Annotated in this window: 13 protein-coding genes; 7 read left to right on the top strand and 6 right to left on the bottom strand. The window is 40.6% G+C overall.

Annotated features, from left to right (window positions below):
* Nucleotides 1-231 precede the first annotated feature (231 nt).
* Genes CEY16_RS07920 through CEY16_RS07900 form a run of 5 tightly spaced genes read left to right on the top strand, consistent with a single transcriptional unit; the run spans nucleotide 232 to nucleotide 5,427 of the window.
* The gene (locus CEY16_RS07920; RefSeq protein ID WP_238378798.1) at nucleotides 232-1,386 is read left to right on the top strand and encodes an iron-containing alcohol dehydrogenase; all 1,155 of its coding nucleotides are present in this window, start codon (nucleotides 232-234) and stop codon (nucleotides 1,384-1,386) included.
* Entirely contained in the window at nucleotides 1,304-3,151 is a 1,848-nt protein-coding gene (locus CEY16_RS07915) for a thiamine pyrophosphate-binding protein (protein WP_238378797.1), read from the top strand. Before CEY16_RS07920 ends, CEY16_RS07915 begins: the two co-directional genes overlap by 83 nt.
* 2 nt (nucleotides 3,152-3,153) lie before the next feature.
* Nucleotides 3,154-4,068 carry a bile acid:sodium symporter family protein gene (locus CEY16_RS07910; RefSeq protein WP_101331453.1) on the top strand — a complete coding sequence of 305 codons (915 nt, stop codon included), beginning with the start codon at nucleotides 3,154-3,156 and terminating at the stop codon, nucleotides 4,066-4,068.
* On the top strand, nucleotides 4,065-5,021 hold the full coding sequence (locus CEY16_RS07905) for an SDR family oxidoreductase (protein WP_101331452.1): 957 nt from the start codon (nucleotides 4,065-4,067) through the stop codon (nucleotides 5,019-5,021). The genes CEY16_RS07910 and CEY16_RS07905 overlap by 4 nt, the downstream gene beginning before the upstream one ends.
* 40 nt (nucleotides 5,022-5,061) lie before the next feature.
* Nucleotides 5,062-5,427, top strand: a complete 366-nt coding sequence (locus CEY16_RS07900; RefSeq protein ID WP_101331451.1) for an AbrB/MazE/SpoVT family DNA-binding domain-containing protein — start codon at nucleotides 5,062-5,064, stop codon at nucleotides 5,425-5,427.
* Between the two features lie 135 nt (nucleotides 5,428-5,562).
* On the opposite strand, the gene CEY16_RS07895 is transcribed toward CEY16_RS07900, so the two are convergent.
* Nucleotides 5,563-6,684, bottom strand: coding sequence for a M14 family metallopeptidase (locus tag CEY16_RS07895; protein WP_101331450.1), 1,122 nt, complete (start codon nucleotides 6,682-6,684; stop codon nucleotides 5,563-5,565).
* Nucleotides 6,685-6,977: 293 nt separating this feature from the next.
* Here CEY16_RS07895 and CEY16_RS07890 point away from each other — a divergent pair, with 293 nt between their 5' ends.
* A complete protein-coding gene (locus CEY16_RS07890) occupies nucleotides 6,978-7,679 on the top strand; it encodes an EAL domain-containing protein (RefSeq protein ID WP_162297893.1) in 702 nt (233 codons plus the stop codon).
* Between the two features lie 126 nt (nucleotides 7,680-7,805).
* Here CEY16_RS07890 and CEY16_RS07885 read toward each other — a convergent pair whose 3' ends face one another.
* Both CEY16_RS07885 and CEY16_RS07880 read right to left on the bottom strand, forming a co-directional pair.
* Entirely contained in the window at nucleotides 7,806-9,038 is a 1,233-nt protein-coding gene (locus tag CEY16_RS07885) for an efflux RND transporter periplasmic adaptor subunit (RefSeq protein WP_101331448.1), read from the bottom strand.
* Nucleotides 9,038-9,712, bottom strand: a complete 675-nt coding sequence (locus tag CEY16_RS07880) for a hypothetical protein (RefSeq protein WP_101331447.1) — start codon at nucleotides 9,710-9,712, stop codon at nucleotides 9,038-9,040. Before CEY16_RS07880 ends, CEY16_RS07885 begins: the two co-directional genes overlap by 1 nt.
* Before the next feature lie 187 nt (nucleotides 9,713-9,899).
* On the opposite strand from CEY16_RS07880, the gene CEY16_RS07875 reads away from it, so the two are divergent.
* Nucleotides 9,900-10,313, top strand: a complete 414-nt coding sequence (locus CEY16_RS07875; RefSeq protein WP_101331446.1) for a DUF6438 domain-containing protein — start codon at nucleotides 9,900-9,902, stop codon at nucleotides 10,311-10,313.
* Between the two features lie 70 nt (nucleotides 10,314-10,383).
* On the opposite strand, the gene CEY16_RS07870 is transcribed toward CEY16_RS07875, so the two are convergent.
* From CEY16_RS07870 to CEY16_RS07860, 3 genes are all read right to left on the bottom strand, one after another.
* Entirely contained in the window at nucleotides 10,384-10,626 is a 243-nt protein-coding gene (locus tag CEY16_RS07870; protein WP_101331445.1) for a hypothetical protein, read from the bottom strand.
* 71 nt (nucleotides 10,627-10,697) lie between these two features.
* Nucleotides 10,698-11,597 carry a DMT family transporter gene (locus tag CEY16_RS07865; protein ID WP_101331444.1) on the bottom strand — a complete coding sequence of 300 codons (900 nt, stop codon included), beginning with the start codon at nucleotides 11,595-11,597 and terminating at the stop codon, nucleotides 10,698-10,700.
* A gap of 404 nt (nucleotides 11,598-12,001) precedes the next feature.
* Nucleotides 12,002-12,472 (bottom strand): YkvA family protein, encoded by a 471-nt coding sequence (locus tag CEY16_RS07860; protein ID WP_101331443.1) that lies wholly within the window; start codon nucleotides 12,470-12,472, stop codon nucleotides 12,002-12,004.
* Nucleotides 12,473-12,559: the final 87 nt, after the last annotated feature.

Raw genomic sequence — 12,559 nt, 5'->3', positions numbered from 1 at the left:
CCCTTCTGACTTCCTACCTCCATTCTATAAAAATTCAGCAATAATTAGAAGATTTTTATACTAAATCATTGTTTTTATTAAAGTAATTTCCAAAATTAAGTAACTAATCAACAATTATAAACGAACACTCATCACAATATTTTAAATTTTTTGAAAACACCTTTTGTTTCCTATAAATCTTCTATATAATAGGAATTAATTACTAGAAAATACACATATATTTTAAGGTAGGTGAACGATTTGACGAGCAGTCTGCACTTCCCCAACACGATTCACTCAGGCGCCGGAAGCTTTGACCAATTAGCAGAAGCCGCCACTGCACTCGGCACCACGAACATCTTCATGATCGTCAGCTCTAACGCCTTGGATGCTAACCCACAGTTAGAAAGGCAAATTCGTGCTTTGAAAAGAATATACTCGATCACCTTGTTCAGCGAGTATCACGGAGAACCGAACTCAGACCATTTAGATTCGGCAGCGCAAAAGGCACTTATGTCGCGGGCGGACACGGTCGTTGGGATCGGGGGCGGAAGCGCACTAGATCTTGCAAAAGCAGTCGCATTCCAAGCAAAAAATACATCCATTCCTATTCAGGAAATACCGAACCTACATACATTCAACCGACTACATCTAATCTCAGTTCCGACCACAGCAGGGACAGGCTCTGAAGTGACTAAAATCACCGTTATTACTGACAAGGATACGAAAGTGAAATTTAATCCAGCCCATCCAAGGCTCATCCCAGATGTAGCAATACTTGATCCTACTTTAACAACAAACTTACCTGCACACGTCACCGCATTTACTGGAATGGATGCACTCACTCATGCGATAGAAGCTTATTTGTCCACACGTGCGACAGCAATGACGGACCACTTTGCGCTCCAAGCTATACAACTGATTGGAAAATATCTTCCCGTCGCTTATCAAGAACCGGACAACCTGTGTGCTCGTGAAAATATGTTGATCGGCAGCAGTAGTGCAGGCATCGCTTTTTCCAATTCTTCAACGAATTTAGCGCATGCCGCAGCCCGACCATTAGGAGCAAGGTTCAATATTCCGCACGGGTTGAGCGTCGCAATGGTGCTCCCGTTCGTCATCGAATATGGACTCCCTTTCGCAGGAGATCGTTATGCTCAATTAGCCAACGTATTAAAAGTAGGCGACCAACCTGAAGATGTTTTACACTTCATCGAGCACTTAAACGAAACTTTTGGCATCTATCAACACGGAAAATTGTATTTTCAACACAATGAACTCGAACAACAGATTCCACAAATGGTCCAGGATGCACTATCAGGCAATGGCATCGAGACGAACCGAAAAGTTCCTGAAGCCACAGATGTTGAAAAGATCTATCGAAAATTACTTGAAAAACTTAACTAAAAACAGGAGTGATTACATGGCAGAAATGACTGGCGGAGAAATCGTCGCAAAAATGCTAGCAAAAGAAAAGATACAAAAGCTCTTCGGAATCATCGACGGAACCTATTTCGGATTCTATTCTAAATTACAAAAAGAAAATATAGACTTGATCACCCCCCGCCATGAAACAAGTGCAGCTCATATGGCTGGGGCATACGCAAGACTCACTGGCAATCTCGGCGTCTGCATGGCAAGTAACGGACCAGGTGTGGCCAATATCCTACCCGGCCTCGTCGTCGAACAAGCAGAAGGCAACCGAGTACTCGTCGTCACAAGCTCGAGACGGACAGGCATTATGTATCCCGACCGCGGTGGTACGTATCAGTGCTTCGACCAAACGGGTACGATTTCGCAATTCGCCAAATGGAGTGAAGCTGTTCCATCTGTGGACCGTATTCCTGAACTGATGCGCATGGCGCTTCGAAAATGCTATGAAGGTCGACCAGGCGTCGTACATATCGACATTCCAGAGAATATCATGAACGGGAAATTCAAAGGCAACTTTGCTTTTCAAGAACCGCATCAATACCGGATTACCGACAACCCCGACCCTTCGGAAAAACAAGTTGCACACGCGGCGGACATGCTACTAAAGGCCAAATTCCCGATAATCCATGCAGGTAGTGGAGTTATACACGCTCAGGCGTATGAAGAATTGGAGATGGTCGCAAACCTCCTCCAATCAATGGTCACGACAAGCTGGGCAGGACGCGGTGCTATGCGTGAAAGCAATCACCTCAACATGCCGATGGTACACATCGAAGTGAACAATAAAATCCGTAATGAAGCAGATCTCGTGCTCGTACTAGGTTCAAGGCTAGGTGAAACCGATTGGTGGGGGAAAGCGCCGTATTGGAATTCCTCTCAAGAAGTGGTCCAAGTTGATTTAGACCCGTCGATTCTGGGAGCTAACAAGCCGGTTTCGCTCGCGGTACAAGCAGATATCAAGAAATTTTTAACGAAATTGTATGAGCATTTGGTTAAACGAAAAGATGAAATCGAGCTCGAACAACGAAAAACGACGATTGAGAAATTTGTGGTAGAAAAAGAGAAACACCGCGCAAAACTGAACCAAAAGCTTGATGACATGGATGTGCCGATGAATCCAGCGCATGTCGCTTCCGTATGCAATGAACTCTTTCCGATCGATTCACCGATTGTCGCAGACGGCGGGAACACGGCAATCTGGGCGAATTTCTATTCAGAAATCAATACACCATGTACGCTTTTGTCTACTTTCAAATTTGGTATGCTCGGCGCAGGAATGGCGCAAGCACTCGGAGCAGCAGCTGCAAAACCAGAGAAACCCGTATGCTGCATTATCGGCGACGGGGCAGCAGGCTTTCACCCACAGGAAATCGAAACAGCCGTCCGCAACAATATGCAGGTGATTTACCTAGTCGTATGCGACAAGCAGTGGGGTATGGTGAAAATGAACCAGAACTTCTCACTAAGACCGGTCAAAACCGTAGTGAAAAAATCACTCGATGAGCACGAGAACATCAACTCAGATCTAGGAGAAATCGAGTTTGATAAACTGGCAGAAAGCATGGGCGCACACGGCGAGCGCGTGAGTGACCCGTCTGAATTACGAAAAGCAGTCGAACGATCACTCGAAACAGGAAAATGTGCCGTGATTCATGTTGATGTCGATCCAGTCAAACACATGTGGGCCCCAGGACTGAAATATTTCAAAGACATGCACGCAGAGCCAAAAGGTAAATAGCCATGGGAATCGATCAGGTACAACTCAACTTCAATGAAACGACGACTCTGGTTATGAACATTTTAATCGGATTTATCATGTTCGGAGTCGCGCTAGACCTGACACCAAAAGATTTCAAACGAACACTCAAAACACCCAAATCATTTATCATCGGATTGACTGCACAATTTTTATTATTACCAGCACTGACGTTTGTTTTAGTCACGATTCTAGACCCTAGACCGAGCATCGCTCTCGGCATGTTTCTAGTGGCTGCTTGTCCAGGTGGAAATCTATCTAACTTCCTGACTCATTTAGCAAAAGGGCGGACTTCACTCTCGATTAGTATGTCCGCAGTATCAACGGCGTTCGCGATTTTCCTGACACCTTTGAACACGATATTTTGGGGTTCACTATATGGTCCAACGAACGAGTTGCTCAGATCATTCACGATTAGCCCGCTAGACATGCTGTTTGCGATTTTTATCTTGCTTGGGATCCCACTCACGCTCGGAATGTACATCAATCACAGCAAACCCGAGTGGTCACGCAAAGCAAGTAAACATATGAAGCAATTTTCTATCGCCTTCTTTATCCTGTTTGTCATTGGTGCACTAGCATCGAATTTTACCTATTTTATCGATTTCGTCGGCATGGTCGTCATTGCTGTATTTTTGCATAACCTACTAGCCATCTGTATCGGCTATTTTTCAGCACGCACTTTCGGTCTCCCGGAAATAGACCGTCGGGCAATCGCCATCGAAATCGGCATCCAGAATTCAGGACTCGGTTTGATTCTAGTCTTCAACTTTTTCGGCGGACTCGGAGGCATGGCGATCGTCGCTGCCTGGTGGTCGATCTGGCATATCATCGCAGGGCTGACACTTGCCGGATTCTGGTCGCGCAGAGTCCCTAAAGAAGGAGGTCAACAAGCATGAACATCTTAATCACTGGAGCGATTGGTTATATCGGGAGCCAGCTCGTCCAACAATTGATAGAACGAAATCGCTCAATGGATGAGCCACATACAATTGTTGCAACTGATATCCGGGATGAACCTAATTTTGCCCTGGAAGACCATATCTTTTATGAAAAGATGGACGTCCGCTCACCTGAAATCGCTGAACTAATGAAAAAATATACGATCGATACCGTTGTTCACCTCGCAACGATCGTGACACCAGGCAAAAAGAGTAACCGTGAATTCGAATACTCGGTCGATGTAGGTGGAACTGAAAATGTATTGAAAGCATGTGTAGAAAGTGATGTTAATCGAATCGTCGTCACATCCAGCGGAGCCGCATACGGATATCACGCTGATAACCCAGAGTGGATAGATGAAACACATCCCGTGAGAGGAAATGAAGAATTCGCCTACTCTCATCACAAGAGGTTGGTAGAAGAACTACTAGAAGATTATCGTCATGAACAACCTGAACTAGAGCAAGTGATCTTCCGCATCGGGACAATTTTAGGCGAAAACGTCAATAACCAGATCACCTCACTATTTGAAAAGAAAAGGTTACTTGGAATCAGCGGATCAAACAGTCCGTTCGTTTTCATATGGGATCAAGATGTCGTGGCGTGCATTATTCGAGGAATTGAAGGAAAAACGACCGGCATATTCAATGTCGCAGGGGATGGTGCGCTGACAATCGATCAGATGGGTGAAATATTGAACAAACGCGTGATCCGTATCCCAGCAGGAGTAATCGCGGGTGCACTGTTCTTTTTAAAAAGACTCGGTCTTACCCAATACGGTGAAGAGCAAGTCAACTTTCTGAGATACCGACCAGTGTTGGATAATACGAGGTTGAAAGAAGATTTCGGGTTTGAACCGACGTATATGTCGGAGGAAGTGTTCAGGAGATATATTGCGAAGAATTTATAGTCCTTTAGCAGTAGATATTTCTTAGAAAGGAAGTGTAACTGTGAGTCAAGAATTTAAACGTGTTCGCGTCTCGAAGCAGCGGCAAATTACTATCCCTAAAGATTTTTATGATGCTTCCGGAATTACTGATGAAGTGACCATTGAGTTTAATGGCAAGGAGATTATCGTTAGAAAAGCTGAATATGAACAAGTAGACTTTTCCACTGACATTTTGAGAGATTTAGTGGAACAAGGTTATGAAGGCAAACAATTAATAACCAAATTCGAAGAAATAAAAGCTCAAATCCCAAATGCATTAAACATTATGGTCGAGGAGGCAAAAAAAGGTCCATCCTTTCACTCTTCCGATGATTTAGATGAGTATTTAGATGCCTTGGAGGATGATGAGGATCAATCTCCAAGTTAAATACAATAATCGTCCAATTAAACTTCTACGAAATTAAAATTACCTTTCAATTTACACATACACATAAAAGGCCTGCCACCAATTAAACTTGCTCCATACTTATACTTAGAGCAAATTAACCGTGACAGGCATATTTTAAATAACCTTCTCTTCACCTAATATTTTTTCGATCCCGAGGCGACCTTCCTTCAATACAGACTCACGCCATTCTTCATCATCAGGATAAAACATATTCTCGAATTCCTTCAGAACCCACTGGCGATCATCTTCCTTTTCAGCACCTTCCCAGTACAATTGATTCTCCAATATAATCGTCGTAAACTCACGCAATTCAGCCATTTTATCCGTTCCGAATGTGCCAAATTCGAATAATGCTGAAACTAAATATCTGTCCGGAAACTCTTCCCGCTTCAACTCATTGAAGTGATTAGTCGAATCACCCTTTACATCTTCAGGCGAGAACTTACTGATATTTTCTAATCCGTACTTCTCGCTCAACTCTTCGCCACTGCGTGAATCGACTTCAGAATTCAACATCGTAATTTCATTGGTCGGCCCGAGAGCTGTGTGCCAGTCCATATGGATCACACGTCGGAATGATTCCAATAACTTTCGCTGCATCTTTTTCACGAATTCAGTAGATGGTTCATCACCATTCCCACCGAAATACACACCTTTTTCGAACTCGAACTGGCCCATGCCCTTAGCACTCTTTAATCCACTATAACCTTCATCAAGGGCACCTTTGCTCAGCTGTTCGTACAATTCCTGCTTTTCTTTTTTAACATCCTTCAATTGACCATTCGGCAAAAAGACATTTCGTTCTTCCGAATAATTCACATTGATGTCTCGTGGAACATCTAAAGGCTTGTAGAAACAGTTCCTATTCAAATCAACGTTATTTTCATTAACCCTACGCAAATTCTTCATCCCCCACGGATTAATCGCGTGCACGAAACAAATCCCAGTAGTTTCGGGGTCGACTTTATCCATATATTCTTCTACGAAAAGATGGACCATCGCAGCTCCAGCATAACCTTCAATGCCATGTAAGCCTGTTGAAAAAAATATGACCTGCTCGTTCTCCTCAGTAGCATCCGCGTAAATCGTATCAATCGTATAATCAGATCCCTCAGCGATAGACTCGGCGAAAAGTTCCGCTTCAGGCCAATTCTCTTTGATTTTATCTAAATGTCCTCGGAACGTTTCCCGGGATTCTTCATAGGTATTTTTCAAATATATTTCTGTATCTTTCATTTCCTTTTTCCCTCCAAACTGAGCATATTCTATTTCATTCCTAGTTTGAAGCAAGGATAAACCTATGAGGGAGAAGACATAGATTACAATTAAATTAATTTTGTTTTTAAGTATAGTATTCCTTGACATTTTAATGTAAGATATTACTATAAATTCAGAATGTTTATTAAATATTGAATTCAATCAACACAATGTAGATAATAAGAAAATAGATTCTACATTTAGTCGAAAAGTCCTACAAGTATTTGAACTCGGAAAAACATTCATGCAAAGCAAAGGAGGTGAAAACAACATTGATCAAACAACTGATCGAAAAAGGTGATTTCTATCACTGCTATCAACCCATATACGATTTAAATAACTGGAAAATCATCGGTTACGAGGCCCTTTTGCGAACAAACCATGACCTTGAAACTATTGAAATATTTGAACAAGCTGAACAAATCCAGTTATTAAACCGACTCGCAACCTCATCATTTACTCGAGCCGCCCACACTTATTCGAAGTCGAGTAATCATGAAGTCTATTTATTCATCAACATACACCCCTCTACTCTAACCACAAAAGACTTCATTGAAGAAATCACTAAATTATCAACCTTATCATTAAAAATAGTATGCGAAATTAATGAAACTGAACAAATCGAGAACTTCTCTGAATTCACAAATGCTCTTGATCAATTGAGGAGAAGCGGAGTGCTAATTTCATTAGATAACATTGGAATAGGAGCTCTTGATATAAAAAAATTGATTGAGTGTAAAGCTCACTTCATAAAAATAGATAAATTTTTCTTAGAGGGAGAGCATTTTGATGAGAAAAAATATTTATTTCTCAATCTACTGAAACATTACTGCCATATACAAGGCATCAAGCTGATCATAGAGGGCATAAGCAGTCCGAAAAGATTAGCACTCACAAAGGCATGGGGTATCGATTACGGGCAAGGCTACATATTAGGTAGACCACAGCATTTGAACGAACCTGTCAGAGTTTAAAAGATATTCTTCATAAGTATAAAGCTCGATGAATCGATTTTAGGAGAATTCCTACCAATAAAAAAACCTGCCACACTATCAACTTTTTAAAGTCCATAGAGTGACAGGTTATCTTTTTAAAAATAATTATCTTGAAATCAAACCAGTTACGAGAAATTCCTTCCAATTGCTTCGCTCATCCTTAATTGCATCACGTGTAAGGTCATCACTTTGTAGCTTTGTGATGAAAGGAGCTTCATCTCGAAATTCATCTTCAGGGCTCTTAGCAATGATATCACCGACTTCTATTCCTTCAGCAATTTCCACGAGCTCTTGCATCTTAATACCACGATCAATCGGTTTTTGAATCATAAGTCCCTCTTCATTCATTTTCCACACACGGTTCATGAATACTACATCTTCATGCAAAACAACGGTTTCAGGTGAGTCTAACAATGTGATTGTCATGTTCGAATGATAGCCAGCAAGCATTTCATTTTCTCCCAGTTCTTCTCCATCGACAGATATCGCGAATGGATAGACACGCTCTTCGTCTATTGAATTTTCCTTAGGCGTCTTACTTAAGAAAACGATCGTTCCTTCAACGAGAACATCCTGCTCACCCAAGGTCATTTCAACGTCCATACCTTCTTCGACCCGAGTACGTTCTTCTTCAGTCAGCTCCCCGACTACTTCAAGTTCAGAACTCTCAATCGTCACTAAAGGCGCACCTAAATCATAAGATACATTTTTTACAATGCCATCGTATGAACTTTCCACAGTAATTGTGTCCCCAGTGTTTTCAAGCTCACTTAACTGGCTTTCCACACTCGACAATTGAGCTTCCTTTTGTGCTAACTCTTTCTCTTTTTCAATTAAATATTGTTCTCTCATAAATTCTGCTTCTGTCGTCGATTCAGCTAAATCAATCTCTAAACCTTCTTCATCTAAGGAGAATGTTGAGTTAGAGACCCCTCCTGAATCCGGCACACGGTATCGTTCCATTTCAGTGATCGCATCTTCAATCGCATCAATCTCTCCATCTAACCGTTGTGAGTCACTATTTAACGTATTGAACGTTTCATAAAAATCTGCCACATTATATGTAAATAAAGGGTCACCCGCGGATACTTCCTCTCCTTCATCTATCAAAAACTCTTGGAATTCCCCCAAGCTTTCGTTGTAATACACATGGTTATCTTCAACGGCATCAAGCACGCCAAACTTATATAACTTCTCAGCCATATCGGCCTCTTCGGCATGAACCCATTCATTTACGTAAGAAATGCGGTCCACTTTTCCTTCAGTATCAAAAAATAACAGCAACGAATTAATCCCAACAACCAAAACGGCAATGACCATCATCCATCTTTTTCTCATTAGCCAAACCACCCATTAATCAAAATTCCATCAAAATAAGAAATCAACGTGACGCATACCCATCCAAATAAGTGCAACATCATCACAACGATCCAGATCAAGTACATCTTCATCGTTGTAACCTTAGATAAAAATTTAATTTGAAACCAAATGATCCATACCTGGAAAAGAGTAATCGTACCGAAGAAAACAATCACCCACTCCATGCTAGTAAAATATGAAGCTATGATTCCGAAAGACCACGGAGAAACATACCAATCAAGTCCTATGTACAAAGCTAGCGGAATCCATAACACCCGCTCCAACAGCATGACCAATAGCACAACCTGTTGCATGATAATCAGTTTTCTATAACCAACATCCATCCATATGTAGAACCAAAAACTCGATAAGAACAAAATGAGTATTGCAAGTAATATTGCAAACAACCCACGTCCGGCAATAAACCAAAACTTGCTCGCCTCAAATTCTTGTACCGAAAACGCTGTAATATTCGGTGAAACTATGTTTGTTCCCATTCCAAGGTAAGACATCCATATGTATAAAACTACAGTTGCTACAATCAGTAGTAGCGGAACCCGCCACATTTTTTCTATCTGTTCAGCTTTTTGGATCCGAAAGATTTCGTCATCCATCGACGTAAACAAACTGAACAATCGATTACGATAAGTCATTAAACGACATCCTTTTCTGTTTGAATCATAATTTCCATTTTAAACTATATATTGGAAATAATCCATGCTGTTTAAGAAGATAATCTTACTTTTATAATCAAAGCAAAATACTTTGATGGGCTATAAACATGACATCTTCTACAAATCCTGGTAATCTATCTAAAAGTAAAACAAGGAGAGATGTACTTTGTTTAAAAAGATCAAATTATCAAGAACAGAGGGAGACGGATCAGGTCCAACATATGACATTGAGGTCTTTCCAGATGGGAGAGTTCACTACAATGGTGGGTACGGTGTTGAGAAGATGGGAGAGCATCAATGGACAATCAGCGAGGAAAAGGTCAAGCACTTAGTTGAATTGATTGAAGGATTCAACTTTAAAAACTTCGAATATGAGACTGAAATGATTTTCGCTTTAGATCTACCGAGTTGCATCACCGAGATTATCTTCGAGGATGGTACTGAGAAAAAAATGGATCATTACTTAGGCGATACCGTGAAATTCGACCGAAAAAATCATCGAATGAAACTTGAAACATTCGAAAAGAGAATCGAGGAAATTGTAGGAACAGATAAATATGTAGAAATTAAACCTTATTAGCCAACTTTTCTTTTCCACACAAAAAACCCCCGGCGCAATTTACATCTCGACCTAGGGGCTACTCTGTTCCTTATTTCTTATCTTTACCAGCTTTACGATACTTCTCTTCTGTCTGTGAAGTACTCTGACTATTAGTTTTATCTTTCGTATTCTTTTCCTCAATCTCTAAATCTTCCATTGGAATATCGTCTACCAACTGCTCGTCCTTGAACTTATGAAGCTCGGTCCGCTTCTCGTCAAAGGCACTTTTGCGCTGATTCTCTTCAGTATCTTTATTTTTAAGATCCTTTTTGTTCTTATCTTCTTTACTCATAAATGTCACCACCTAAATAAAGGATGTACAATGAGTTTTCCTGATTTAGATGAATGTTAAACATAGTGAATCTAGCTAGCCTTTCGCTGCCTAATCAAATGTTCCAATGCACCTGTTCCGATAAATACACCACTTAGAATCATTACGAATCCTGCAAAATGATAAATTGTGATTACTTCATTCAAAAACACCGAAGCACCAATAATCGCAAACAACGTATTCAGATTGATGAAAATGGCCGATTCAGCAGGGCCGACTTTCTTAATCGCGAAATTATATGTCATATGACCAAAAGCAGTGGCTAAAATTGCACTGAATAGGAACACAGATCCCAGTTTCCAATCAAACAATTGATTGATTTCTTTCAGTTCTGAACCTAAAATCATACTTAAACCAAAAATGAATAGTGATCCAAAGACCAATAAGTACCCCGTAATCAACCTTGGATCGAAGGTTGGCTTCAACTTGCTGATTAAAACGAAGCTGAATCCCTGTACGACAACACCTAGAAATACAATCAAGTCACCCAATGAAACACCTGCTAGCCCTTCTGCTCCAGTTAGCGTCGTAATTGCAACCCCTACGAAACCAAGAATGAAACCAATTACACGCACAACGGTCACTCGTTGCCTTAGTATGATCAGTGCCATCACTACTGTAACCAATGGCATCAATCCTAGAATCAATGCTGCATTTACACCTGAAGTCCTCTCCAAACCTACTGCAATGAATGTATGGTGCAAAATAACATTGAATATTGATAGATAAAATATAATAAGCCACTCATGCTTCATAGGCAAACGGAAGATTCCCATGAATGCACAAAGGATTAACACCGCTACACCCGCAGTAAAAACTCTTACTGAGGTCAGCAAAATCGGGTCGATTGCATCCACCAGTACTTTCAGTGCAGATACATTCAACCCCCACATCAACATGACTATTAGTAAAAGACCGTAAATTTTAATCATAATACTCCACCAAGTTTCTATGTATGTTGCTCTTACTCTACTGAATTTAACTGGAGTAAGCAATTAAAAAATCTCGCACTGGATAGCAACCTATGCGAGACTCCTCTTATTTCATTTATTATTATACTTAAAAATTTTCACTCAACCAATTCTTCAACTTTTGAAGCAGTATGTATATTTTTCACCATTGCGTATTGGCCATCCTCAAGCCTTACAAGTGTATGGGCGTTGCATATTGAGTTCACCCTTTGAAAATTAATCACAGTGGTCTCACCCCTCTACCTAACTGTACTTGTTATTCTTATTAACACATCCAATTTATTTTTGAAATAGTGACATTCTTAAATATCGATATTTTTTATCCAAAACAAAAATCCTGCAGGTTTCCCCACAGGATTAACCTTCTACAGATTGTCATCCACCAGCTTTGTATCCACATCTTCACCGAACCAAGTGGTAAGCTTCTGCTTGGCCATGATTTTAATATCCTCATCTATATATTGCACGAGTTGGCCAATGGCATATACCAATACACTCAAGTCATCGACATAACCAACCCCCACAAGCCAGTCCGGAATCAAGTCAAATGGTAAGATGAAATAACCAAGAGCACCGTAAATGGTCATTTTGAGTCTTTTCGGTATGTCTCTATTCTGGAGGGTGTAATATAAAAGAAGTACTGCATAAATCACATTGGATCCAGCTTTTTTCGCTACGTTTTGAACTTTTTCCCATAAGTCAGAGGAAGAGTAATGTTTCTGATGCTCATGAATTTCTGCCTCACTTAATTGATCCGCTTCTTCTTTAGCAGTATAAATATCTTGTTTACCTATTTCATTACGTTTTCTAAACTTATTTCGTATTCGTTCGAACATGTTCTATCACCTCTAGTTTTTATGATTCCCCTAATAGAGAAATCACAAACTCTAGAAAACATAACTGGATTAACGGTATAAGGATAG

It is taken from the genome of Halalkalibacillus sediminis (assembly GCF_002844535.1).
Classification (GTDB): Bacteria; Bacillota; Bacilli; order Bacillales; family Alkalibacillaceae; genus Halalkalibacillus_A; species Halalkalibacillus_A sediminis.
Note: the sequence above shows the minus strand (reverse complement) of the source record. Positions and strands in the feature narration are given on the sequence as shown.